General features: G+C 66.4%; 22 protein-coding genes. 8 read left to right on the top strand and 14 right to left on the bottom strand.

Going from position 1 to position 23,511, the window contains the following annotated elements:
* Positions 1–14: 14 nt before the first annotated feature.
* Positions 15–992, bottom strand: coding sequence for a Bug family tripartite tricarboxylate transporter substrate binding protein (locus tag EV675_RS02135; protein WP_130355778.1), 978 nt, complete (start codon positions 990–992; stop codon positions 15–17).
* Between the two features lie 58 nt (positions 993–1,050).
* Entirely contained in the window at positions 1,051–2,166 is a 1,116-nt protein-coding gene (locus EV675_RS02130; protein WP_130355777.1) for an aromatic ring-hydroxylating dioxygenase subunit alpha, read from the bottom strand.
* Positions 2,167–2,352: 186 nt separating this feature from the next.
* Here EV675_RS02130 and EV675_RS02125 point away from each other — a divergent pair, with 186 nt between their 5' ends.
* A complete protein-coding gene (locus tag EV675_RS02125) occupies positions 2,353–3,123 on the top strand; it encodes an SDR family NAD(P)-dependent oxidoreductase (RefSeq protein WP_130355776.1) in 771 nt (256 codons plus the stop codon).
* A 24-nt stretch (positions 3,124–3,147) separates the two neighbouring features.
* Here the strand turns inward: EV675_RS02125 and EV675_RS02120 are convergent, their stop codons facing one another.
* Genes EV675_RS02120 through EV675_RS02100 form a run of 5 tightly spaced genes read right to left on the bottom strand, consistent with a single transcriptional unit; the run spans position 3,148 to position 7,444 of the window.
* Positions 3,148–3,969, bottom strand: coding sequence for an IclR family transcriptional regulator domain-containing protein (locus EV675_RS02120; protein WP_130355775.1), 822 nt, complete (start codon positions 3,967–3,969; stop codon positions 3,148–3,150).
* Positions 3,970–4,025: 56 nt separating this feature from the next.
* Positions 4,026–5,534 (bottom strand): tripartite tricarboxylate transporter permease, encoded by a 1,509-nt coding sequence (locus EV675_RS02115; RefSeq protein ID WP_130357870.1) that lies wholly within the window; start codon positions 5,532–5,534, stop codon positions 4,026–4,028.
* Positions 5,535–5,536: 2 nt separating this feature from the next.
* Positions 5,537–5,998 (bottom strand): tripartite tricarboxylate transporter TctB family protein, encoded by a 462-nt coding sequence (locus EV675_RS02110; RefSeq protein WP_130355774.1) that lies wholly within the window; start codon positions 5,996–5,998, stop codon positions 5,537–5,539.
* Between the two features lie 2 nt (positions 5,999–6,000).
* Entirely contained in the window at positions 6,001–6,471 is a 471-nt protein-coding gene (locus EV675_RS02105; RefSeq protein ID WP_130355773.1) for a Zn-ribbon domain-containing OB-fold protein, read from the bottom strand.
* Between the two features lie 19 nt (positions 6,472–6,490).
* Positions 6,491–7,444, bottom strand: coding sequence for a Bug family tripartite tricarboxylate transporter substrate binding protein (locus EV675_RS02100; RefSeq protein ID WP_130355772.1), 954 nt, complete (start codon positions 7,442–7,444; stop codon positions 6,491–6,493).
* Positions 7,445–7,834: 390 nt separating this feature from the next.
* Between EV675_RS02100 and EV675_RS02095 the strand changes: the two genes are divergently transcribed.
* Both EV675_RS02095 and EV675_RS02090 read left to right on the top strand, forming a co-directional pair.
* Positions 7,835–8,332, top strand: a complete 498-nt coding sequence (locus EV675_RS02095) for a carboxymuconolactone decarboxylase family protein (protein ID WP_130355771.1) — start codon at positions 7,835–7,837, stop codon at positions 8,330–8,332.
* Positions 8,325–10,049, top strand: a complete 1,725-nt coding sequence (locus tag EV675_RS02090) for an FAD-binding protein (protein WP_130355770.1) — start codon at positions 8,325–8,327, stop codon at positions 10,047–10,049. The genes EV675_RS02095 and EV675_RS02090 overlap by 8 nt, the downstream gene beginning before the upstream one ends.
* A 53-nt stretch (positions 10,050–10,102) precedes the next feature.
* Here the strand turns inward: EV675_RS02090 and EV675_RS02085 are convergent, their stop codons facing one another.
* The 3 genes from EV675_RS02085 to EV675_RS02075 are packed head-to-tail and all read right to left on the bottom strand — an operon-like array spanning position 10,103 to position 14,198.
* On the bottom strand, positions 10,103–11,116 hold the full coding sequence (locus EV675_RS02085; RefSeq protein WP_207221904.1) for an aromatic ring-hydroxylating oxygenase subunit alpha: 1,014 nt from the start codon (positions 11,114–11,116) through the stop codon (positions 10,103–10,105).
* Positions 11,117–11,157: 41 nt separating this feature from the next.
* Positions 11,158–12,750, bottom strand: coding sequence for a GMC family oxidoreductase (locus EV675_RS02080; RefSeq protein ID WP_130355768.1), 1,593 nt, complete (start codon positions 12,748–12,750; stop codon positions 11,158–11,160).
* 26 nt (positions 12,751–12,776) lie between these two features.
* Positions 12,777–14,198 (bottom strand): aldehyde dehydrogenase family protein, encoded by a 1,422-nt coding sequence (locus tag EV675_RS02075; protein WP_130355767.1) that lies wholly within the window; start codon positions 14,196–14,198, stop codon positions 12,777–12,779.
* Positions 14,199–14,359: 161 nt separating this feature from the next.
* Between EV675_RS02075 and EV675_RS02070 the strand changes: the two genes are divergently transcribed.
* From EV675_RS02070 to EV675_RS02050, 5 genes are all read left to right on the top strand, one after another.
* Positions 14,360–15,118, top strand: coding sequence for an SDR family NAD(P)-dependent oxidoreductase (locus tag EV675_RS02070; RefSeq protein WP_130355766.1), 759 nt, complete (start codon positions 14,360–14,362; stop codon positions 15,116–15,118).
* A gap of 57 nt (positions 15,119–15,175) precedes the next feature.
* Positions 15,176–16,207, top strand: coding sequence for an aromatic ring-hydroxylating dioxygenase subunit alpha (locus tag EV675_RS02065; RefSeq protein ID WP_130355765.1), 1,032 nt, complete (start codon positions 15,176–15,178; stop codon positions 16,205–16,207).
* Positions 16,208–16,385: 178 nt separating this feature from the next.
* The gene (locus EV675_RS02060; RefSeq protein ID WP_165404386.1) at positions 16,386–17,435 is read left to right on the top strand and encodes a porin; all 1,050 of its coding nucleotides are present in this window, start codon (positions 16,386–16,388) and stop codon (positions 17,433–17,435) included.
* Between the two features lie 57 nt (positions 17,436–17,492).
* Positions 17,493–18,470 carry a Bug family tripartite tricarboxylate transporter substrate binding protein gene (locus EV675_RS02055; RefSeq protein ID WP_130355763.1) on the top strand — a complete coding sequence of 326 codons (978 nt, stop codon included), beginning with the start codon at positions 17,493–17,495 and terminating at the stop codon, positions 18,468–18,470.
* A gap of 30 nt (positions 18,471–18,500) precedes the next feature.
* Positions 18,501–19,469, top strand: a complete 969-nt coding sequence (locus EV675_RS02050) for a Bug family tripartite tricarboxylate transporter substrate binding protein (protein WP_165404385.1) — start codon at positions 18,501–18,503, stop codon at positions 19,467–19,469.
* Between the two features lie 24 nt (positions 19,470–19,493).
* Here EV675_RS02050 and EV675_RS02045 read toward each other — a convergent pair whose 3' ends face one another.
* Genes EV675_RS02045 through EV675_RS02030 form a run of 4 tightly spaced genes read right to left on the bottom strand, consistent with a single transcriptional unit; the run spans position 19,494 to position 23,495 of the window.
* A complete protein-coding gene (locus EV675_RS02045; RefSeq protein ID WP_165404384.1) occupies positions 19,494–20,468 on the bottom strand; it encodes a LysR family transcriptional regulator in 975 nt (324 codons plus the stop codon).
* 32 nt (positions 20,469–20,500) lie between these two features.
* Positions 20,501–21,283 carry an SDR family NAD(P)-dependent oxidoreductase gene (locus tag EV675_RS02040; protein ID WP_165404383.1) on the bottom strand — a complete coding sequence of 261 codons (783 nt, stop codon included), beginning with the start codon at positions 21,281–21,283 and terminating at the stop codon, positions 20,501–20,503.
* 32 nt (positions 21,284–21,315) lie between these two features.
* On the bottom strand, positions 21,316–22,263 hold the full coding sequence (locus EV675_RS02035) for a fumarylacetoacetate hydrolase family protein (protein ID WP_130355759.1): 948 nt from the start codon (positions 22,261–22,263) through the stop codon (positions 21,316–21,318).
* A gap of 11 nt (positions 22,264–22,274) precedes the next feature.
* Positions 22,275–23,495, bottom strand: a complete 1,221-nt coding sequence (locus tag EV675_RS02030; RefSeq protein ID WP_130355758.1) for a VOC family protein — start codon at positions 23,493–23,495, stop codon at positions 22,275–22,277.
* Between the last annotated feature and the right edge of the window lie 16 nt (positions 23,496–23,511).

The raw sequence follows: 23,511 nt of genomic DNA, 5'->3' as shown, positions 1-23,511 counted from the left end.
CGGCGTGCGCCGATCTACTCGGACGTGATGTTCATGTCTTTCAGCGTTCTGCGCCAAAGCGCGGACTCTTTGGCGACGGTATCGGCGAATTCCCGCTGAGTGGAGGATTTCGCCACCAGGCCGAGCCGCGCGACACTGGCTCGTACCTCGGGTTGTTGCAGCGCCTGGGCGAAAGCGAGTTGCAGGCGCTGGGTCAGGGCGGGCGGCGTGCCCTTCGCCGCCACCATGCCGAACCACACCGAATAGTCGAATCCCGGCAGTACGGTGCTCAGGGGAGGAACCCCCGGCACCACTGGCGATTCCTCGAGCGTGGTGACCGCCATGGCCTTGATCTTCCTGCTTGCAACGTACTGCATCACGGTGTCGGAAACCGTCGTGACCATGAGGTGGACATCTCCGGCCAGAAGCGCGGTCAGCTGCGGATTCTGTCCCTTGAATGGCACGTGTGTCCAATGCACGCCGGCCTGCCTTGCCATCAGTTCGGTCAGCAGGTGTCCGGGGCCGCCCACGCCGCTGCTGCCATAGAAGATGTCGCCTTGATGATTTTTCGCATGGTCGAAGAAGGATCGCAGATCCGGTTCTTGAACCGAAGGTCCCGTGAACAGCACCATTGGTCCTGATGCAACCAGGGAGATGGGATCGATGTCCTTGGACAGGTCGAGCGTGGAGCCGCTCTTCTGTACCAGCGGCGTGATGACCATGGCGTTCAAGGCCAGGCCCAGGGTGTAGCCGTCGGGCTGGGATTTCGCGACTTCCTGCAAGGACAGCATGCCGGCCGCGCCCGGCCGGTAGTCCATGATCAATGGCTGCCCGAGGATCTCGCCCGCGGCCTTGCCGACCGTGCGCATCAGCGCATCGAGCGTGCCCCCGGGCGGCGCCGGCATGACCAGTCGGATGGGACGGTCCGGATAGGCCGCCGCGACGGTTGCGGAGAAAACGGCCAGCCAGCCTGCCAGCAGGCATGGAGTCCATGTTTTGGCTTTCGTTTGCACATCGAGTCTCCGAGCGGGTGGGAGCCGCCTCTTGCGGGCGGCATGTGAACGCGTCCGGTCAGTTGGAGTGGGTTTCCGCCTGACGCAGCGAGGGAAATGCGCGTGCTTCGGCCTGTATGCGCGGTCCGGCCGGGGCAGGCGCGAGCGGCTGCGCTTTCCGTTCCGCCGACAGCAACTCTTCCGTGATGCGCCGGGCCTGGATCAACGCCTGATCGTTGCGCAGCGTGAACAAGGCGCGCGCAGGATCCTCCCGCAGGCGCGCCTGTTGCGCTTCCAGTACGATCTGGTCCTCCATGAACGTCGCGCGGGTCGAGGCGCCCATCTTCGTCGTCAACTCGGCATCGTCGATGCGGAAGTTGCGCGCGCTGCTGTAGAAATACAGCGTGCTGTCCTCGGTCTCTGGCGTGACCCCATGGAAATGGCGGATGTGCACGCCCTTTTCCCGATTGCCTTCCAGGCCGCCGATCCCTGTCTCGGTCGATCCCGAATGGAATTGCAACACGCCGGGACGCCACTCGAACTCCTGCCAGCGATCTATCCTGCCCCGGTATCCGGCGGCAAGCCGATGCAGCGGCGGCGGGTCGACATCGCGCAGCCAGCGCCTGACACGCACCGTGTTGCCCAGCCGCTCGGTGCTCAGTTCGGCCCTGCTCTCCAGCTCCGGGTCGCCGCCTATGGTGTTGCGGTGGACATATTGCAGATGGCTCAGGTCCAGCAGGTTGTCGACGATGAGTTGCGCATGCGCCTTGACCTCGAGCATGCCGCTGTTCCAGACCCATAGCGGATCGCCATGATAGGGATGAGACGGGATCAGCGAGGGATCGGCCTGGTCGTGCTCTCCCGGCCAGATCCACAGGATGGCGTCGCGTTCCTCCAGCGGATAGCTGCGGATTCGCACGCCGGCGGCCGGCCGGGGTTGGCCCGGGACCTTCGTGCACTGGCCGCTCCGGTCGAACTCCAGCCCATGGTACGGACAGCGGATGATGCCGGCCTCGCATTGCCCGCCGGCCGAGAGCGGCACGCCCCGGTGCCAGCATCGGTCTTCGAGCGCCGCGGCGCGGCCGGCGGTGTCCCGGAACATGACGACGGGCTGGTCGCAGATCCGCCGTGCCAGCGGACCTTGTCCGAGCTCCGGCGAGAAGCCGGCGACGTACCAGCAATTGCGCAGAAACATGGTTTCTCTCCTTGTGCGGCCGCGGTGCACGGCCTTACGGCCCGTCCCGCGTTTCTGCCGCAGAGGATACGTCGCAGCCTGGGCGATCCATGCATTGGCGAAGCAAATAGCCGCTATTCGCCGCCATCAATAGCCAGCGCCCGCGGGGCTGACTACGATGCGATTTCACTCATGACGGAGACCATCATGACAGGACGATTGGATGGCAAGGTTGCTATCGTTACCGGCGCCGCGCAGGGCATAGGCGAGGTCTACGCCCGCGGGCTCGCGGCGCATGGCGCCACGGTCGCCATCTGCGACGTCCGGGATCCCTCGGCCACCGCGGCATCCCTGAAGACCGCCGGACATCGCGTCGCCAGCGCCGTCGTCGACGTCACGGACCAGGCGGCGGTCGAGCGCTTCGTGCAGGGCGTGCAGGCCGAGTTCGGGAAGGTCGATATCCTGGTCAACAATGCGGCATTGTTCGGCGGCCTGCCCAAGATGCCGTTCACCGAGATCGCCGCGCGGGACTGGGACCGGGTCATGGTCGTCAACACCCGGGGCGTGCTGCATTTCACCAGCGCGGTGGTCGGCGCAATGAAGGCGCGCCGCTATGGTCGCATCGTCAATATCGCATCGACCACGCTGTATTCGGGCACGCCCATGCTGATGCACTACGTCGCCAGCAAGGGGGCGGTGCTTGCCATGACGCGGTGCATGGCGCGGGAATTGGGCGACTTCGGCATTTCGGTCAATGCCATCGCGCCGGGCTTGACCATGAGCGAAGCCGTCAAGCAGGACTATGCCGAGCGGGATGCCGGAAAGGGGACGCTGGCGGCAACGGTGCAGCGCCGCTGCTTCAAGCGCGAACAGCAACCCGAGGACCTGCTCGGGCCGCTGCTGTTCCTGGCCAGCGACGACAGCGCATTCGTCACCGGCCAGACCTACCTGGTGGATGGGGGAGCCGTGCTCCAGTAAGCGGTCCGCAGCGTAGGCGGATCCCTAGAGGCGTTTCTCTATCTGTTCGCCGACCTTCATCAACTCCGGCGCGTAGCGCTCGACGGCTTCCCGGGTCGAAACCGCGCGGCGCAGGTAGACCACGTTCAGGCTGGCCACGCAGACGCCCTTCTGCCGGATGGGCACCGCGATCGCGCCGCAGCGGTTGGTGGCGAACGCCAGGGACTTCAGCGATTCCCCTTCCTCGCTTGCCGACAGCGCGTATCCCAGGCTGCGATACCGTTCGATCAGGTTCTGCATATAGGTGTCGTCCCTGGAATGCAGGCCATCGATGCCGTCCCGCTCGCGCAGCATCTTCAGCAGCAGGCGCCGTTCGGTCGGACTGCAGAAGGCGATGTAGGCGCGGCCGCCTGCCGATCGCAGCAGCGGCACCTTCACGCCCAGCACCTTGGGGTTGAAGGACCATTGCGTGAGGGAATGCGTGGTATAGCGGACCACCAGTTCGTCGCCGTCGAGCATCATGAGATCGCTGGGCCACATCAGCTTGCGCGTCAGCGCCTGCATCATCGGGCGGATCGTATCCACGATGCTGGAGTCGTCCTGGTAGCCCTCGCTCAGGCTGTGCACGCGCCGGGTCAGGCAGTATTCGTTGCTTTCCTCCAGGAAACGCAGGTAGCCGGCACCGCGCATGGTTTCGAGCAGCCGTTTGACGGTCGTGCGATGGATGCCGGTCTTCTCGCTCAGGGTGATCGGCGAGGCCTTGCCGCCCTCGCACTCGTTCAGGCTTTCGAGCAGATCGAAACCCCTGAGCAGGCCCTGGACCTGCTTGTACTGCCCGGGCGCACAGGCTTGCGGGACGGTCTCCATGTCTTCTCCTGCTGTCGATGCCGCTGCACGCGGACCAAGCCGTTAGTATCCGTTTCTCAGCCTTCTTCGGCAAAGGCCTCCTGGCGCTTCTGCCTGAACTGCGGGAAAACGATGAGTCCGACCACGACGATGGCGGCCACGAGCAGTGCGGCGGCGATGGGGCGCTCGAAGAAGATGGCGGCGCTGCCGTCGGAGATCGTCAGCGAACGGCGCAGATTCGACTCCATGGGCGGGCCCAGCACGAAACCCAGGACCAGCGGCGCCGGCTCGCAGCCGACCTTGAGCATGACGTAGCCGAACAGCGCGAACAGGCAGGTCAGCGACATTTGCACCAGGTTGTCGTCGGTGCCGTAGACGCCGATGGCGCAGAACATCAATATCACGGGAAAGAGCAGCCGGTACGGAACCGAGAGCAGTTTCACCCAGAGCCCGATCAGCGGCAGGTTCAGCACGACCAGCATGGCGTTGCCTATCCACATCGAGGCGATCATGCCCCAGAAAAGTTCGGGGCGCTCGCTCATCACCGACGTGCCGGGCGCGATGCCGTGGATCATCATGGCGCCCATTATCAGGGCCATCAGCGCATTGGAAGGCAGCCCCAGCGTCAGCAAGGGGATGAACGAAGTCTGCGCACCCGCGTTGTTGGCCGACTCCGGGCCCGCCAGCCCCTGGACCGCGCCGTGGCCGAATCTCTCGGGGAAACGGGCGATCTTCTTTTCTACGGTATAGCTGGCGAACGACGACAGTACCGCGCCACCGCCGGGAAGCACGCCGAGAATGGCGCCTATGGCGGTTCCGCGCACCGCCGCGGGCCACGCCTCACGCATCTCCTGCCTGCTGGGATAGAGGTCCCGGATGCCGGTCTTCATCTTCATGCGTGCCTGGTCCGGCTCCTCGAGATTGCGGATGACCTCGGTCACGCCGAACAGGCCGATCACCAGGGGCAGGAAGCCCAGCCCGTCCCAGAGCGATGCCGAATCGAAGGTGTATCGCATGACGCCGGTGTTCACGTCGGTGCCCACGACGCCGAGCAGCAGCCCGAAGGCCACCATGGCGAGCGCCTTGATGGCCGATCCCCGGGCCAGGATGATGCCCATCGTCAGCCCCAGCACCAGCAAGGCGAAGAATTCCGGCGCGTTGAACTGCAGGCTGAAGGCGCCCAGCACGGGGCCGAATGCCGCGATGAACAGCGTTCCCACGCAACCGGCGAAGAACGAACCCAGCGCGGCGATAGCGAGCGCCGAGCCGGCGCGGCCGTTGCGTGCCATCTGGTGGCCGTCTATACAGGTCACGACCGAGCTCGATTCGCCCGGCATGTTGACGAGGATGGACGTGGTCGAACCGCCGTATTGCGCGCCGTAGTAGATGCCCGCGAGCATGATCAGCGAAGACAACGGTTCCAGCCCGTAGGTCGCGGGCAGCAGCAGCGCGATGGCGGGTATCGTCCCGATGCCGGGCAGCACGCCGATGACGGTGCCCAGCAGGCAGCCGAAGAATGCGAAGCCCAGGTTCTGCCAGGTGGCGGCGGCCTGGAAGCCCAGCGCGAGATTGTCGATGAAGTCCAGGCTCATTGAGCGCCCCACCAGATCTGCATGGGAAGATGCAGCGCTTCGATGAACACCAGGACCGCGAACACGGCCGCCACGACAGCCAGGACGAGCGTTTCGACCAGCCTCGCGTTGGGGCGCGCATAGGCCGCGATGAACGTCATGGCTACGACCGAGGGCACGAGACCGGCCCAGGCGATCATGACGAAGAACGCCATCAGCGAACCCAACACGCAAAGAAGCGGACGCAGCCTGACGGCGCCGATGGCGGGGCCGTCGCGGGAAACCCCGCGCACCAGCATCGCCAGCCCGCAAACGCCGATGATGCCCGAGAGCATCATCGGAAAATAGCCCGGTCCCATTTCGGCAGCCGTGCCTGTCTCCAGGTCGCGGCCGAAATGGATACCTGCAAGGCAGATGCCAAGCAGCAGTACTCCCGCTGCGGCATCCTGGGGATTTCTTACGCGTAACGGCATGGACATGCTCACTCCTGGTGTAGCGATTTCACGCTAGGCGGTTCTGCGGGGAAACCCCGTCGGCCGCGATCGATGTGGAATTCGGGATAGGCGACGGCGATGTCCGGTCCGGCATCCTCCTGGCGAAAAGCGCATGCCAAGGGCAATCCCGGACGCAGCTCGTCCGGCGCCGCGTCGACTAGCAAGGCCACCATGACCAGGCCGGCCTGCTCGGCCAGTTCGACCTCCCCGATCACGAACGGCGGCGCGATCCCGGGACAGAGATCGATATGGACGGTGGTCCAGCTCGACAGCTTCGCCTTGCCGGAAAGCCTGGTCCAGACGAGTGCGCTGTCCAGGCATTGCGGGCATCGGGGGGGCGGGGGGTAGTGGAAGCGACGGCAGGCGGCGCAGCAGGGCAGCCTGAGTTCGCCTTCCAGCAGTCCCTTCCAGAAGGGCGCCGTTTCCCGGCTGGGAACGGGGATGGGCCGTGTCGGCATGGCGTCGATCCCAGCCCGTCTATTGCCGTTCGACGCCGAATTTGTCGGCGGCGTCGACCAGGCTCTTCTGTTCCGCCATGTAGTAGGAACGGAACGCTTCAGGCGTCGTCGGATAGGGGCTGAAGCCCAGGGAACGCATGGTCTGTGCCGCCTTGTTGTCCGAAGCGAATGCCCTGACCTCGGCATTGAGCCGGTCCACGATTGCCCTGGGCGTGCCCTTGGGAGCGTACAGGCCCATCCAGATCGTCATGTCCTCGGCCGCGACGCCGGCCTCCTTCAGCGACGGCAATTCGGGCATTTCGTCGCTGCGGGTATTGGTGGTCACCGCCACCGGCCGCAGCGAACCGAGCTTCTGCCACGGCTTGAGCGTCGCCGCCGACGCCAGCAGGTAGTCCGCGTCGCCCGCGGCTACGGCCTTGGCGGCATCCTGCGAAGAAGAGAAGCGCAGCGCCCTGGCGTCGATGCCCAATGCTTCGTTCAGCAACAGGGATTGCAGGTGCAAGACCGAGCCATAGCTGGCGAAGATGAGCTTCTTCTGCCCCTTGGACGCCTTGGCGAGGTCCTGGAGCGAGCCGTACTTGGCATTGACCGCCACGATCTGGGGCGCCCTGAGCACCATAGAAATGAATTCCAGTTGCTCGGGCACGTTGATGCCGGGTTTCTTGTAGAGCGCGGGAAACGGCGTGCTGGGGGTGGTGAACAGCAGGTGGTAGCCGTCCGGCGCCGCGTTGGCGACGTATTTGTTGCCGAGCAGGGTCTGGGCGCCTGCCTTGTTCTCGACGATCACGGGCTGTCCGAGCCGCGGCTCGACGAACGCGGCGAACAGCCTGGCCACGACGTCCAGGCCGCCGCCGGGCTGGCTCGGCACCACCAGTTGAACGGGCTTGGCGGGATAGGTCTGCCCAAGGGTCGCGGGCGCCACGAAATGGGCAGCCACGGCCATGGACGCCAAAAGCAGTTTCAGCGATTTCATCGGTCTCCTCCTTGCTGTCGGACGGCGTGGGCTGTCCGCAAACGGATTCTTGTGGGGTACGCCGCACGCGCCGTCCGGCGGGGCCGGGGCATGTAGACGCAAGCCATGCTAGGGGCCTGTCATTCGCGGTGTCAAAGCACGCGGCCGCCCGGTGCACTTTGTGCACGGTCTTGACGCCGGCGTTGAACCGGGCGTTGTCGTGCCGGTATGTTGGCCTCCCGGCATGCGCACGCCCGACGGCGACGCGTGTTTTTCCACCGACCAACATCCGAGAAATCCATGAGTGACACAAACACGGCGCCCCTGCGCTTTCCACCGGTTCCCCCAGCACAGCGATCCGACGCCCAGCGGCAGGTTGTGGAGCTCTACAGACAGGGATGGCGCGCGGCCATGGAGACCGCCGACGGCAGCCTGGGCGGCCCCTTCGACGCCACTCTGCGGGCGCCGGAGCTCGCGCGTCGCCTGGCCCCCGTCAGCGACTATTTCCGGCAGGGAACGATGCTGGACGACAGGTTGAACGAATTCGCCATTCTCATCATTGCCCGCTACTGGCATTGCGCCTTCGAATGGGAGATCCACTGCCCGCGCGCCATCGCGGCAGGATTGCCGCGCGCCGTGGCACAGGCCGTCGCCGATGGCGCGCGCCCGGACGGGATGCGCGACGACGAGGCGGCGGTCTACGATCTCTTGTCCGAACTGCTGGCCCGGCACGCGATTGGCGATCCGGCCTTCGACGCGGCGCGCCGGCAACTCGGCGAGTCCAGGCTGGTCGATCTGGTCGGCGTGGCCGGCTATTACATGCTGGTGGCGATGATGCTCAAGACCGCGAACGTCGAACCGGCGGAACTGCACGGCGACTTCCCGCGGCTGGCGGTACGGCATGCCTGATCCGACGCAGGCATGCGGCCCCTCGGGCGCCGGGTGGGAGGAAGAAACCGATCTCGTGGTGATCGGCGCGGGGGCCGGCGGCATGGCAGCCGCCCTGGTCGGCGCGCTCGAGGGCCTGCAAGTGTCGTTGTGCGAGCGCAGCAGCCAGGTTGGCGGCACGGCGGCCACCTCGGCCGGCACCTTGTGGATACCCGGCAATCGGCATGGCCGCGAGGCAGGCCATCAGGATACGGCTGAGGCCGCCGCGGTCTACCTGGATGCGCTGGTCGACGACGAGCCCGGCCGCGCGCTGCGGCGGACCTACCTCGCCGAAGGGCCCGCGGTATTGGATTATCTCGAGAGCAGGAGCGAAGTGCGCTTCGTCTCGTGCGGCATGCATCCGGACTATCTCGATCTGCCGGGAGCCGGAGGTGCCGGCCGGGCGGTGATTCCGGAGAGCTTCGATGGACGCCTGCTTGGCCGCGCCTTCCGGAACGTGCGTCCGCCCATTCCGGAATTCATGGTGCTGGGCGGCATGATGGTGGGCAAGGCCGACATTCCGCCCCTGGTGGAACGTTTTCGCTCGCCGTCCAACTTCTTCCATGCCGCCCGGTTGGCAACCAGGTACGTGCTCGACCGGGTCCGCGGCTATCCGCGCGGTACGCGGCTGGTCATGGGCAACGCGTTGGTGGGGCGCCTCTATTACAGCCTGCGCCGCCGCCAGGTGCCGATATGCCTGCAAACCGGTCTGGTGGACCTGGTTCTCCGGGACGGCCAGGTCGAAGGCGCAATCGTGGAAACACGGGGCGTGCGGCGCCGGATCAAGGCGCGCCGCGGTGTCGTGCTGGCCACTGGCGGCTATGCGCACGATGCGGCGATGCGCGCGCTGTACATGCCCGATCCCGTGCCGGCGCGATCGCTGGCCAGTCCCGACAACCAGGGGGCGGGAATCTCGGCCGGCCTGCGGGCGGGAGCGAGGATAGACACGCAGCGATATGGGTCCGGCGCGTTCTGGACGCCGGTGTCCGTCACCCGGCACCAGCCGGCCGGCGGCCTGTTTCCGCACCTCTCGCTGGACCGGGCCAAGCCTGGCCTGATCGCGGTCGACCAGACCGGCAGGCGCTTCGTCAACGAGGCCGCGTCCTACCATGACTTCGGGCTGGCCATGTTCGCGGCCGACCGCACCCGCCCGGCCATCCCGGCCTACCTGGTCTGCGAGAGCCGGTTCGTGCGCAAGTACGGCCTGGGCTGCATACATCCTGGAACGACGGATCTGGCCCCGCATGTGTCAGCCGGCTACCTGACGTGCGCCGACACGCTGGACGAACTGGCTGCCGCGCTGGACATCCCCGCCGCGGACCTGCTCGCTACGGTGCGACGCTACAACGTCCAGGCCGACGCCGGCCGCGACGACGACTTCGGCAAGGGAACGACCGCCCTGAACCGATTCAACGGCGATCCCGCGCACGGCCCCAACCCGTGCCTGGCGCCGATCCAGACAGGCCCCTTCTGCGCGCTGGCTGTCTGGCCCGCCGAGATCGCCTGTAGCGCCGGGCTGGCCACCGATTCCCATGCCCGCGTGCTGGATGCGCAAGACCGGCCGATCGACGGCCTCTACGCATGCGGCAACGACATGGGTTCCATCATGGGAGGCGCGTATCCCGGCCCGGGCACGACGCTCGGTCCGGCGCTGGTGTTCGGCTATCTCGCGGCCATGCACGCGCGCACGCGGCGTTGACGGCCACGGGGCGGGGAATGCCGGCACAGGACTGGACATCCCCGCCTGGCGAGTCAGGACGCCTGGGCCACGTGGCGTTCCTCGTCGATCATCCGCTGCACGATACGGCGCATCAGCAGGCCGGCACCGTCGGACCGGATGTCCACCAGCCCCCGGTCGGGGTCGTCCGACAGGCGCTGTTGCTGCAGTTCCATGACGCGGACGTCCTCGCTGAAGACCTGGGTCGTGCCTTCGAACTGCTTTTGCGTGACGGCGGGATCGTCGATCCGGAAGTTGTGCGCCTTCGACCAGAAGTAGTGGGTGGTCGTCTCGGTTTCCGGCGTCAGGCCGTTCAGCACCCGCACCTGGAAGCCTCCTTCGCGCGGGCCTTCGCCGTCGCCCTGGCCGGCATCGACCCCGCCGGTGTAGGCCAGCAGGAAGGCGGGCGTGGCGTCGAACTCCTGCCAGCGGTCCACCTTGCCCTTGAAGTCGACCGAGGCGAGATAGTAGGGAGGCGGCGTCGAGTTCGGCATCCAGCGGCGGGTTTTCACGCCGTTGGGGGTGGGCGTCACCTTGGTGGTGGTGTTGAAGTGCAGGGCGTTGTCCCCGCCTATGGTCGTCTTGTGGACCAGGGCGAGATGGGTCAGATCGAGCAGATTGTCCTGGACGAGCTGCCAATTGCATTTGACGCGCCAACTCGTCGATTTCCATGCCCATCCGGAACCCGGCCGGTGGTAGGGATAGGAGATGATCCTGGCGGGATCGGCCTTCTCCGGGTCGCCCGGCCATATCCAGATGATGGCATCCTGCTCGACCACGCGGAACGAACGCACGCAGGCCTTGCGGGGAATGTCGTCCTGGCCGGGAATGAGCGTGCATGCGCCGGACGGGGCGAACTCCAGCCCGTGATAGGGGCAGCGCAGGATGTCGCCGTCGACCTCGCCTTCGGACAGCGGCATGGCGCGGTGACAGCACCGGTCTTCAAGCGCGACCGCCTGGCCCGCCGCTGTCCGGTAAAGCACCATGGCCTCGCCAAGGATGGTGCGCGACATGGGCCGCTGGCTCAGTTCCGAGCTCCAGCCCGCCATATACCAATGATTCCTGGGAAACATCGTGGACTCCTTGTCGTTCATTGCGAATGGATGATGAAGTCGGCTGCACGCTCGCCGATCATGACGGTGGGGGCGTTGGTATTGCCGCTCGGGATCTCCGGCATGACCGAGGCATCTCCTATCCAGAGGCCGCGCATGCCGTGCACCTGCAGCCTTGGCGTTACGACCGCGTCGCCGTCCGTACCCATGCGGCAGGTGCCGACGGGGTGGTACACGGTCCTGGCCGAACGCCGGACGTAGGCCTCCAGCCCGGCATCGTCTTCCTTGCCCGGGCCGGGTAGCAGCTCGCGGGCGCCGATGGCTTGGAACGACGGCGCCCGCAGCAGGCCGCGCGCGAAGCGCAAGGCCCGGGCTAGATCCGCCACGTCCGATGCCGCCTGGAGGTAGTTGCCCTTGAGCAGGATGGGATCCGCCGGCCGGTTGCTGCGCAGGCGGACTTCCCCCCGGGATTCGGGCCGCAGCTTCAGAGCCGAGATGGTCAGGCCGTGCACGTGCCCGGCTAGCCTGTCGGAAACCCGGTCGGTCCGGATGACGGGCAGCACGTGGATTTGGATGTCGGCGCGGCCGTCGCCGTCCAGATCGAGGAAGCCGCCGCTCTCGATGATGTTGGACGCCAGCAGGCCACGCCTGAACAGCATCCATTCGATGCCGTGCCGCAGCGCCTTCCATCCGCGATCCTGGGCGTGGAGGCTGATGGGATCGCGCACGCGCGCCACCATGGCCACCGATGCGTGGTCCTGGTAGTTGCGTCCCACGCCCGGCAGGTCATGGGCCACCGGGATTCCCAGTTCCTCCAGCTGGCGTGCCGGCCCCAGGCCCGAGAGGAGCATGAGCTTGGGGCTCGCCAGCGCGCCCGCCGCCAGCACCACGCCCCGGTGTGCCCGGGCTTCACGCGCTCCGCTGCGGGTCTGGTAGACCACGCCGCGCGCGGTGCGCCGTTCGATCTGGATGCGCGAGGCCTGCGCGTCCGTGACGATGCGCAGCCTGCCGTCGCGCCGGACGCGGCTCAGGTACGCCACCGCCGTACTGCAGCGCCGCCCCGCGCCTATCGTAGCCTGGTAGTAGCCGATGCCGAGTTGCGAATCGCCATTGAAGTCGGGATTGAACGGCACGCCGCATTCCTGCCCGGCCCGCACGAACGCCGCGCCCAGAGGATGGTGCGGAGCGATGTCGCTGACCGACAGCGGACCCGCCGTGCCGTGCAAGGGCCCGGCGTAAGTGCCGTTGGCCTCGGACTTCCGGAACCAGGGCAGCACCTCGCGCCAGGACCAGCCGGCATTGCCGAGTTCGTGCCAGCGATCGTAGTCCTGGGCCTGGCCCCGGATGTACACCATGCCGTTGATTGAACTCGAACCCCCCAGGCCGCGCCCCTGGGGTACGGCTATCCGGCGGCCGTCCGTTTCCGCCTGGGGTTCGCTCTCGTAGGGCCAGCGGTACTTTGCCGCCGTCAGCCGGGGATAGCCGGCGGGGATGTGGACGAACGGATTGCTGTCCCGCGCGCCGGCTTCCAGCAGCAGGACCCGCGCGCCGCTTTCCACCAGGCGGGTGGCGATGACGCAGCCCGCCGATCCGGCTCCCACCACGATGTAGTCGTAGATATCTTCTTTCACGCCATGCTCCGTCGCGGGCGGCCGTCTCAGGCCGCCTTGCGGATGCGCAGGACGTTCATCTCCATGTCTTCCTTGATGCCGAAGACGGAGTTGGCGCGCCCCAGGCCGGATTCCTTGCAGCCGCCGAAAGGCGTGTGGACGTCGCTGACCAGATGGCAGTTGATCCACGTGGTGCCGGCCTCCAGCCTATCGGCGATGGCGCGGGCCGTGTCGAGGTCCTTGCTCCAGACGGATGCGCCCAGGCCATAGCGGGTATCGTTGGCGCGCGCGATGGCATCGTCGATGTCCGAGAACTTCAACACCGGCAGCACCGGGCCGAAGGGCTCTTCGCGCACCAGCCGGGTGTCGTCGGCGATATCGGCCACGATGGTGGGCGGCACGAAATAGCCCGGACGATCCAGCGGCGCGCCGCCGGTGGCGATGCGCACGCCCGGCAGCCCGCGCGTATCGGCCAGCAGCGACGAGACGATGTCGAACTGCATCCTGTTCTGCAGCGGCCCGAAGTCGACACCGGGTTCGGTGCCGTCGCCCACCTTGGCGCCGCGCGCGATGGCCGCCAGTTCCTCGATCATCGGTTCGTAGATTTCCTCGTGTACGAACAGGCGCTTGATCGCCATGCAGATCTGCCCACTGTTGCGGAATGCCGTCCAGAAGATCTGGTGGGCGGTCTGCTTTAGATCCACGTCGGGCAGGACGATGGCCGGATCGTTGCCGCCCAGCTCCAGCGTGACGCGTTTCAGGCTGGCGGCAGCGCTGGCCATGACGCGCTTGCCCGTGCGCACCGAACCGGTGAACGAGATTTTGTCTATGCCCGGATGTTCTGTCATCCAGCGGCCCAGATCGTCGCCGCCCGCCACGACGTTGACCGTGCCGGCGGGGAAGATGCCGCGCGCGATCTCGCCCACTTTCAGCGTGGTCAGCGGCGTGTAGGGCGAAGGCTTGGCGACGACGGTGTTGCCCGCGTACAGGGCCTGCGCCATGCGCAGCACGGCAAGCCCGATCGGCGCGTTCCAGGGGGAGATGACGCCGACGACCCCGAGCGGGCGGTGGCGCAGCTCGACCCGTTCGGTCGGCGTGTCATTCAGGACCTCGTCTTCGACGGTCAGGCCGCACAGCCGGGGGGTCGATTCCGCGGCGCGCAGGATTTCGGCGCGCGATTGGTCGAGCGGCTTGCCCTGCTCCTGCGTCAGCATCGGCGTCAGCGTTTCGATGCTGTCGCGCAGGGCCGCCGCGAATTTCTCCAGGTAGACACGACGGCCGTCGAAACCCAGCCGCTGCCAGTTTCCGGACGACGCTCGTGCTGCCTCGACGGCACGAGCCAATTGTTCTTGCGACGCGCTGGGGCATTGCGCGAACACGCTCCCGCGGCTGGGATCGATGACGCCGATCCGTTCCGGCGAGGATTCGCCCGTGCCATTGATCGTGTGGGTATACGCCTCGGCTTTCATGAGTCTGTCTCCGTTGAAATCGTGGGCCAAGGATACGGCGCACATGTCGGAGGAATGCCATTTGCAGGGCAAATAGTGCGTATTGGACCGGGCATATGGACCACGAAATCGCCGCGATCCACTATGCGGCCAACAGAAAGAACCTACCAACGGGAGACGACATGGACAGGTTGAAAGGAAAGGTCGCCATCGTGACCGGCGCGGCGCAGGGCATAGGCGCGGTCTATGCCCGCGGCCTGGCCGCGGAAGGCGCTGCCGTCGCCGTATGCGACGTGCTCGACGCCACCGGCGTGGCATCGGACATCGTGAAGCAAGGGGGCCGCGCGATCGCCGGCAAGGTGGACGTGACCGACGGCGACAGCGTGTCCCGCTTCGTTCAACGGGTGATCGCCGAATTGGGCCCCGTGGATGTCCTGGTGAACAACGCCGCCATTTTCGGCGGACTGACCAAGAAACCTTTCTACGAGATCGCCACCGAGGAATGGGATCGTGTCATGACGGTCAATACCCGCGGCGTGCTGGAATTCTCGCGCGCCGTCGTACCCGGAATGAAAGCGCGCAACCAAGGCCGCATCATCAACATCGCCTCCGCGACGATCTACTCCGGCACCCCCTTGCTGTTGCATTACGTGGCGTCGAAGGGCGCGGTGCTGGCCATGACCCGTTCGATGGCGCGCGAACTGGGCGATTTCGGCATAGGCGTCAACGCCATCGCCCCGGGCATCACCATGAGCGAATCCGTGCGCCACGACTACGCGGACGCCCAGCAGTTGCTCGCCAGCCAGATGCAGCGGCGCTGCTTCAAGCGCGAACAGCTTCCGGAGGATCTGGTCGGCCCGCTCGTGTTCCTTGCCAGCGATGACAGCGCCTTCGTCTCGGGCCAAACCTACATCGTCGACGGCGGCTCGACGCTGCAATAGCCGGCGGGGCGCACAAGGCCCGCCGATCATCGATTCCTACAAGCGGAATGACCTGTCATGAACAATCGGGAAGTCTATGTGCGCAACGCCTGGTACGTGGCGGCGCTGAGCAGCGAGATCGGCCGCTCGTTGTCGGAGAAATGGCTGCTCGACGAGCCGCTCGTACTCTACCGTACCGAAGACGGCAAGGCGGTCGCGCTGACGAACCGCTGCAGCCATCGCCGGTTTCCCCTGTCCCGCAGCCGGCTGGAGGGCGATCGCATCGTCTGTGCCTACCACGGCTTCACCTTCGACGCCGGCGGTGCTTGTGTGGCGATTCCCGCCGTCGAAGGTCCGGTATCCGATCGTGCCTCCATCCGTGCCTATCCCATCGCGGAGCGCACGGGGTGGGTCTGGGTCTGGACCGGCAATCCGGCGCTGGCCGATGAGTCGCTGATTCCCGACACCGCCTGGCTGGGCGATGCCTCGCGCGTCAACATCACAGGCACGTTCGAGGTAAGCGCGCGGCACGAGCTGATGGTGGAGAACTTGCTGGATCTGACGCACCTGAGCTTCGTGCATCCGACCAGCATCGGCAATTCCTATTTCGCCAAGGCACCGATCACCACGGAAATCGACGGCATGGTGGTCAAGATCAAGCGGATGATGGAAGGGGTCGACTTGCCGCCCTTCCACGCTCGGACGATGGGTCTGGAGAACCCGGTGAACCGGTGGAACGAAACGGAGTTCATCGCACCCGCCTTCGTCAAGGTCCATGTGGGCGCCGCCTCGTGCGGCGCGCCCGGCGTCGCCAGGCAGAACACGGTCTTCAACGCGATCACCCCGCGCACCCGCACCACCCATACCTACTACTGGGGCGTGAGCTTCAACTATCCCATCGATCACGGCCACGCCCTGGAGTCCGTCACGCGGGTCCTGACCGAGGACGTGGAGGCCATCGAGGCGCAGGAACTGATGGTGGCTTCGGACCGGGACGGCGCATTCGAGTACAGCGCGGCCACGGACGCCGGCGTGATGCGGACTCGTCGCATACGCGAAGACCTGATACGCAAGGAGATGGATGGCGCGGTGGCGCCCGCCGCCAGATAACCCCGGACCAGGAGGCGGGAGTGCACGAAGTGCACTGAACGAACAAATATCTTTGCCTGCCTCCAATGCCCCTCATAGGATGGCCCCGCCACCAGCAATGCCGGTGGCGCCACCATCATGACATCGATAAGCGCACGCCTGCATGCCGCAGGACCTGCGCGAGAGGAGACACGGGAAAATGAGAAAGACCTTGATAGCCGCGGCGCTGCTTGCGGGCGCATCCGGCGCGGCCCACGCCCAGAGCGGCGTCACGATATACGGCAGCGCCGATGCGGGATTCCTGAGCGAGAAAGTGGACGGCAAGGGAACCACCAACGGCATAGGCAGCGGCATGTCCTCGGTCTCGACCTTCGGGCTCCGGGGCCAGGAAGACCTCGGCAACGGCCTGAAGGCGAATTTCCGCCTGGAAAGCCAGTTGAACATCGACCAGGGCACCAATACCGGCGCCTTGTTCCAGCGCTGGGCCTATGTCGGGTTGAGCGGCGGCTTCGGTGAGGTCCGCCTGGGCCGCCAGGTGAATTTCGGCGGCGACTGGACGCCGCAGGTCGTGTCGCCGTTCGGCCAGACGTGGTCGAACGCCAGCGCCAAGAGCACGTTCAACTACGCCAACGACGATACCGGCGCGGGCAGCCGCCTGAGCAACGCCATCTACTACACTACGCCGCGCTTCGGTGGATTCCAGGGCGGCATCGGATACAGCTTCGCCGAGAGCGGCGCCGAAGTGCCGGGCAGCGGCAACAACTATCGGGTGATCACGTCGGGCATCCGCTACGAGGAGGGCCCCTTGAGCGCCGTGCTGACCTATGACCAGGCCCAGGCTCCGACCGGCAAGCGGGACACCAGCAACATGATCCTCGGCGCGTCCTACGACTTCGGTGTCGCCAAGCTGCATGCCGGCTATGGGCGCGCGCGCAATCTGAACTCGGATCCCGGCGTCGGTGCGATGACGGGCGATACCCGGGCCAAGGGTTATGTCGCCACCGGCCATACCAAGGACCAGACGTATTCGATCGGCGTCTCGGTGCCTGTCGGCCCCGGTACCATCCTGGCAAGCTACCAGCGCGCCACGGAGTCCAAGATCGGCGGGGTGTCACTCGCCTATGCCTACTATCTGTCCAAGCGCACGCGCCTGTATGTGCTCTACGACGATATCGATTTCCGCAACCACACATTGAACCGGGACATAGGCGTGCGCCAGATCGCGGTGGGCATGCGCCACGCCTTCTAGTCACATCTCAACGGCGCGGCAGCCTCATGTTCCGCCGCGCCACGCAAGGAGACATCCATGGGTCTTGCCACGCTACTGAAGCTCGGACGAATGCTGGCCTGCTGTGCATTGGCCGGCATGCTCTCGTTGCCGGCCGCGCAGGCAGCCGATTATCCCAACCGCCGCGTCCGCATCATCGTTCCCTATCCGCCGGGCGGCACCATGGACAACGTCGGCCGTCTCCTTGCCGACTATCTCTCGCAATCGCTCAAGCAACCGGTGATCGTCGAGAACAAGGCCGGCGCGGGCGGCGTCATCGGCGCGCTGTCGGTGGCTCGCGCCAAGCCGGACGGCCATACGCTGCTGCTCGGCTCGCCGGGCCTGACCACGTTCCAGATCGACCAGAAAGATTCCGAACTGGACCTGATGCGGGACCTGGCGCCGATTTCGCAGCTCATGACGGCGCCGTACTGGGTGGCCGTCAGCGCGGCCCTGCCGGTCAAGACGCTGCCCGAGTTCGTCGCCTATACGCGTGAACACCGCGGCAAGATCAACTATGGCAGCCTGTCCGGGGGGCAGGGGCTGGCGATCGAACTGTTCAAGCTGAGCGCCAAGGCAGATCTGTTCCCCATTCCCTTCAACGGTGAATCGCCGACGCTGGCGGCGCTGGCCGCCAATGAAGTTCAGATGACCTTCAGTTCGATTAATCCCCTGACGCCCTTCGTGGACACGGGACGCGTGCGGGTACTGGGCATTACGTCCCGCGCCCGGCTCGCCACCCACCCGGACATTCCCACGGTATCCGAAACCGTGGCGCCGGGCTTCGACGTCACGGCGTGGGCCGGTCTGCTCGGCCCCAAGGGAATGCCGGACGACGTCCGCGACCTGCTGGCGCGCGAGGCGGCCCGGTTCGCCGGCACCGAAACGTTCGCGCAGCGGATACGCACCCTGGGCTACCAGCCCACCGCGTCCACGCCGGCGGAGTTCGGCCAGTTGCTGGCCAGCGAGATCAACCGCTGGAGCGACGTCGCGCGGAAGGCGGGGCGTGGCAACTAGGATCGCAGGACACCCATACGGAGAGACATGATGAGATACGGCACCCTGGCCAGGACGCTCGCTGGCGCGCTGTTGTGCGCCGTCGCCCACACCGCCGCCGCGGCCTACCCGGAGCGGCCGATACGCCTGGTCATGCCGGTGGCGCCGTCTGGTGCGCTGGACGCCACTATCCGCCTGCTCGAGAATTCGCTGCGCAAGACGCTGGGCCAGCCCGTCATCGTGGACTACAAACCCGGCGCGGCGGGCATGATCACCGCGCAGGCCGTACAGAACGCGCCCGCCGACGGCTATACGATCGGCCTGCTGATCAGCAGCATGGTGCCGACGCCATTGATACAGAAGACCAGCCGCATCGACCTCATCAAGGACCTGGCGCCGGTCTGCCGCGTGGCCATCGGCCCGATGGTGATCTTCACCCGCCCCGATCCGGAGTTGCGCACGCTGGATGGCCTGCTGGCCGCGGCCCGGAAACATCCGGACCGGCTCACCTATGCCAGCAACGGCATAGGCAGCCAGGGCCACCTGCTGACGGAACGGCTGGCCCAGCAGGCGGGCGTCAAGTTCACGCACGTGCCCTACAAGACCAATGCCCAGTCGTTGTCGGCGCTGCTGGCCGGGGACATCCACTTCACGTTCACGAGTTTCTCCGAACCAGCGATCCAGGCGGTCGCAGCGGGCAAGCTCCACGCCATCGCGGTGTCCACCAAGGACCCGTCGCCGGCCCTGCCCGGCGTTCCGCCTGTCGCCTCGCTCATCCCGGGTTTCGATCTGCCCGTCTGGTACGGCATCGTCGCGCCCAGGGAAACACCGCCCGCCATCGTCTCGCGCCTGAGCGACGCGTTCCGGACGGCGTTGTCGGATCCCGAGATCGGCCGGCGCTACCTGGCCTACGGCTATGTGCCCGCCCATGTCGGTCCGGCCGAACTGGGTGTGGTCATGGGCGAGGAAATGTCGATCTGGGAACCGATGATCAAGGCCGGAGGATTTTCGGCCGAGTAACAGCGCAACCTGCCGCCGCGCCCGCTAGTGGATGACGATGGCGGGCTCGGGCGGATGCGTGTCGCATTCGCCGGGACAGGTCCGGCCGTTGATAATGGCTTTCCTGACGAAGGTGCGCAGCCACTGGTGCGAAGGCTCGTTGTGGGTATGCGGGTGCCACACCAGAGAAAGCTGCAAGGGCGGCATGTCGAAGGGCAGAGGCGAATACTGCAGCATGTCGGCGCCGGCGTACCGGCGCAACAGGCTTTCGGGAGCGATGGCGATCATGTTGCTGGAAGCGACCACCTCCGGCACTAGCAGGAACTCGGAGACCAGGGTGCCCACCCGCATGCCGTGGCCCGTGGTCGCCAGCACGCGTTCCACGGTCTGCGTCATGCGCAAGGCATGCGGCTTGTCCACCTTGACCGAGGGGATAGCACAGAAGGACTCCAGGTCGATCGGCTTCTGGAAGCCGGGGTGGCCGCGCCGGGCGATGCAGACCAGCCTGTCCTCGAAGACCGTGCGGCGATGCAGGGAGCCCGGCAATGAGTCCTGTGCGTACGAGGCCCCCAGGTCGACAGCCGAGTTCTCGAACCATTCCTTGACTCGGTAGGGCGGCGCCTGCTGGATCGACAGCAGGGCATTGGGCGCGGCTTCGGCGAAGTGGGCGGCCAGCGGGGCCAGGAACAGCGAGGCGACAAAATTGGACGCCATCAGGACGAAGGTCTGGGTCGTCTTCGCACTGTCGAATTCCTGCTGGGGGGCGACCAGCCGCTCGGTCTGGTGCAGGACATCCTGCACCTGGCCGAGCAGCCGCTGCGCCCGCAGGGTGGGTCGCATGCCCTGCGCCGTCTGGACCAGGATGGGATCGCTGAACATGGTCCGCAGCCGCTTGAGCGCCAGGCTCATGGCGGGCTGGCTCAGGTTGACGCGCTGCGCGGCGCGGGATACGTGGCTTTCCTCGATCAGGGCCTCGAGGTAGGCCAGCAGATTCAGATCGAAGGAACTTTGCTTCTTCATGGCCTTGACTCCCGCAGGGGAGCGGCCGCGATTCATGCGGCGCTCAACCCGCCATTGATGCTGATGATCTGTCCGGTGATTTTCGAGGCCGCATTGCCGGCCAGGAAAACGGCCAGGGGCGCGATGTCGTCCGGTGCCGGCAATCCCAGCCCGGCGCGCTGCGCGGCCTTCTCGATGCGCCGCGCGATACCCTCGTTGCTCATCAGGCGGTCGAACAACGGCGTATCGCGCACATAGGTTGGCGACAGGCCGTTGACGCGGATCCTGTCCCGCGCCAGTTCCAGCGCCAGCGAGCGAACCAGCGCCATGATACCGCTCTGCACCGTGGCCACGAGCGCGTTGCGCGGCGATGCGATGCGCCCGGCGTCCGAGGCGAAGACGAGCATGCTGCCGCCGCCGCGCGCGCGCAGCAGGTCCGAAGCCTCCTGGCAGCACCCCGCCAGGCCGCCGAGCCCGGCCAGCAGGCTGGTCCGGAACCGATCCAGGCCGGCGTCGGCCAATGCACCGCTTACCGCGCCCGGGGGTACGCAATGCACGTAGCTGTCCAGGCCGCCGAACTGCTCGCCTATTCGTCCGAACATCGCGTGCCGGCTCGCATCGTCGGCAATGTCGACGGCGATGAACTCGAAGCGCGCCCGGGGCAGGCTGCGCGCCAGTTCGTCCACGCAGGTCCGGCCCTGGGCCTCGTTGCGGCCGGCGATGGCGATGCGGCCCGCACCGCGGGCGGCGAACTCGCGCGCGATGCCCAGGCCGATCGGCGATCGGCCCCCGACCACTAGCGCGACGTGCGAGGAAGGAAAAGTGCGCTCATGCATGGATAGCTCCGTCATATCCGGCTCCGTCCCCATCAGACGATGCGCGTCCTCAGTTGGCCCAACCCGTCTATCTCGACGCGAACCAGGTCGCCGGGCTGCAGGAATTCGCCGCGTGCGCTTCCCACGCCCGCGGGCGTCCCGGTCAGGATCACATCGCCGGGATAGAGCGTGCGCAGCCGGGAAAGGTGCGCGATCTGCTCGGCGGCCGAGTAGATCATCTGGCTGGTGTCCGAATCCTGCTTGAGCGCGTCGTTGACCCATAGCCGGATACCCAGCTTCTGCGGATCTCCGGCGAACCGCGCCGGCGTGAGCCAGGGTCCCAGGGGCAGCGAGCCCTCGAAGCCCTTGTGCGCCAGCCAGTCGGCCCGGAAGGGAGATTTCTCGTTTTGCTGGGGCCGTACGCTCAGGTCGCGCGCGGACAGGTCGTTGGCGATGGCGTAGCCGGCCACGGCCGATAGTGCCTCGTCCGGCGTTACGTGGCGGACCTGGCGGCCGATGACCAGGGCCAGTTCGGCCTCCCAGTCCAGTTTCTCGCATCCCGCCGGGCGCTCGACGATGGCGTCGGGGCCCGCCAGACTTGCCCGCGGAGGCACGAGGAAATGCCAGGGCTCGAAGCCGGATTCACGCAGGTCCGGTTCCGGCGGCCGGTTGTGCACCCTGGCCATTTCTTCCCGATGGCATCGGTAGTTGACTCCCGCGCAATAAATGGCCCCGGGTGCGGGAACCGGCGCCAGCAGCGCGACGGATTCGAGCGGCCACGAGGCGGTCGTCGGCAGCGCCGACGAATTGACCGCCGCCAGGACCCGCTCGTCCATGCCGGGCCAGTCATCGAGCAGTCCCGCCATCGTCGCGGGCGCATCCGGCAGCCCCGACGACTGCAGCAGGTCCGCCGCGTCGTAGACCTGCCCACCTACCACCACGCCGGCGCGGGCGGCGCCGCCCCGGTCGACGAAACTCACCAGCCTGTAGTCGTAATCCATGTCGTTTCCCGTCAATTCATCGGACCCAGGAATGTTTCGCCCTGGTAAACGTCGCTCGTGGCAGGCACGGCCTCGGGCCAATCGGCGATGTCGGGCATGGGCCCGGCAGCACCGCGGGGCTGCGGCCGGCCGTCCCAGCCGATCTGGTCCATCCGGTAATAAAGCTGGATGGCGTTGCCGGCCGGATCCCGTGCGAAGGCGCAGTAGTCCATGCCGGGAAACAATGCCGGCGGCAGCGTGAAGACCTCCACGCCCTGGCCGCGCAGGAAGGCCATGGCGTTCCTGAGCTGGGCGTAGCTGCCGAGTTGCATGCCGAAGGACATCAGGGTGCTGCCTGCCGCGAGGCCCAGTTCCGACCGCAGCGCCAAGGGGTAGAGCGCCAGCGAGTGGTGTTCGGTATTGGCGCGCAGGAACACGCATCGGTGGCCGAGATAGTCGATCTCCTCGGTGACCGCCAGTCCCAGGTCGTCGCGATAGAAGCGCAGCGACCGTTCCATGTCCTGTACGAAGATGCGTATGGGGCCGATGCGAATGACCTTGAACGGCCGGCCCAGCAGGATGCCGTCCACGTCGTGCACCTCGGCGGCGGCGTCCACGCCCCGTTGTCCGGCATCCAGCGGCAGGGAATCGGCCAGCGCCGCATCGACTTCGGCCTGCTCGGAGCGGAAAGGCAGTTGCGGCGGTTTTTCATGCCGAAGCCGGTGTACCTGCGAAGGCTTGGCATGCCCGCTCCAGCCGATCTGCTCGATGCCATAGAAAAGCTCGTTCACATGGCCGTCCGGATCCGGCGCGTAGAAGTGCCAATTGGAGCCCGGCACGTCGCGGCCGGAACGCACGATCTTCTTGTCGTGCGCCTCGAACCATTGGAGTCCGTCCACCACTTCCTTGAGGCTGCCCACCTGCCAGGTGAACTGATTGGTCGTGAGTTCCGGATGATGTTGATAGTGAGGGTTGGTCGCATGCAGGAAGCGGCTGGGAAATATCACGAAGGAGTGATGTTCGGTGCCATGCCGGAGGAAATAGCCGACAGTGGAACCATGCCGGTCGCGCTCCTGCGGGGGCAGCCGCGACGAGAAATCGATCGGGTCGGAGATCTTGTAGCCGAGCAGGCGGCGGTAGAAATCGAGCGCGGCATCGACATCCGGAACATTGATGCCGAAATGCCCGAGCCGCCTGACCTTGAATGGCCGGGGCATGAGCACGCCGCCGACGCTGAAAAGCCCTTCATCCATGAATCTATCTCCGGTC

It is taken from the genome of Pigmentiphaga kullae (assembly GCF_004216695.1).
Lineage (GTDB): Bacteria > Pseudomonadota > Gammaproteobacteria > Burkholderiales > Burkholderiaceae_B > Pigmentiphaga > Pigmentiphaga kullae.
This window is presented reverse-complemented; position numbering and strand designations above follow the sequence as displayed.

Bases quoted from the DNA above. Each gene is read 5' to 3' on its own strand.
- EV675_RS02130 (WP_130355777.1), bottom strand. From the start codon at position 2,166: ATGTTTCTGCGCAATTGCTGGTACGTCGCCGGCTTCTCGCCGGAGCTC.
- EV675_RS02125 (WP_130355776.1), top strand. From the start codon at position 2,353: ATGACAGGACGATTGGATGGCAAGGTTGCTATCGTTACCGGCGCCGCG.
- EV675_RS02120 (WP_130355775.1), bottom strand. From the start codon at position 3,969: ATGGAGACCGTCCCGCAAGCCTGTGCGCCCGGGCAGTACAAGCAGGTC.
- EV675_RS02110 (WP_130355774.1), bottom strand. From the start codon at position 5,998: ATGTCCATGCCGTTACGCGTAAGAAATCCCCAGGATGCCGCAGCGGGA.
- EV675_RS02105 (WP_130355773.1), bottom strand. From the start codon at position 6,471: ATGCCGACACGGCCCATCCCCGTTCCCAGCCGGGAAACGGCGCCCTTC.
- EV675_RS02100 (WP_130355772.1), bottom strand. From the start codon at position 7,444: ATGAAATCGCTGAAACTGCTTTTGGCGTCCATGGCCGTGGCTGCCCAT.
- EV675_RS02095 (WP_130355771.1), top strand. From the start codon at position 7,835: ATGGAGACCGCCGACGGCAGCCTGGGCGGCCCCTTCGACGCCACTCTG.
- EV675_RS02090 (WP_130355770.1), top strand. From the start codon at position 8,325: ATGCCTGATCCGACGCAGGCATGCGGCCCCTCGGGCGCCGGGTGGGAG.
- EV675_RS02085 (WP_207221904.1), bottom strand. From the start codon at position 11,116: ATGGCGGGCTGGAGCTCGGAACTGAGCCAGCGGCCCATGTCGCGCACC.
- EV675_RS02075 (WP_130355767.1), bottom strand. From the start codon at position 14,198: ATGAAAGCCGAGGCGTATACCCACACGATCAATGGCACGGGCGAATCC.
- EV675_RS02070 (WP_130355766.1), top strand. From the start codon at position 14,360: ATGGACAGGTTGAAAGGAAAGGTCGCCATCGTGACCGGCGCGGCGCAG.
- EV675_RS02065 (WP_130355765.1), top strand. From the start codon at position 15,176: ATGAACAATCGGGAAGTCTATGTGCGCAACGCCTGGTACGTGGCGGCG.
- EV675_RS02060 (WP_165404386.1), top strand. From the start codon at position 16,386: ATGAGAAAGACCTTGATAGCCGCGGCGCTGCTTGCGGGCGCATCCGGC.
- EV675_RS02055 (WP_130355763.1), top strand. From the start codon at position 17,493: ATGGGTCTTGCCACGCTACTGAAGCTCGGACGAATGCTGGCCTGCTGT.
- EV675_RS02050 (WP_165404385.1), top strand. From the start codon at position 18,501: ATGAGATACGGCACCCTGGCCAGGACGCTCGCTGGCGCGCTGTTGTGC.
- EV675_RS02045 (WP_165404384.1), bottom strand. From the start codon at position 20,468: ATGAAGAAGCAAAGTTCCTTCGATCTGAATCTGCTGGCCTACCTCGAG.
- EV675_RS02040 (WP_165404383.1), bottom strand. From the start codon at position 21,283: ATGCATGAGCGCACTTTTCCTTCCTCGCACGTCGCGCTAGTGGTCGGG.
- EV675_RS02035 (WP_130355759.1), bottom strand. From the start codon at position 22,263: ATGGATTACGACTACAGGCTGGTGAGTTTCGTCGACCGGGGCGGCGCC.
- EV675_RS02030 (WP_130355758.1), bottom strand. From the start codon at position 23,495: ATGGATGAAGGGCTTTTCAGCGTCGGCGGCGTGCTCATGCCCCGGCCA.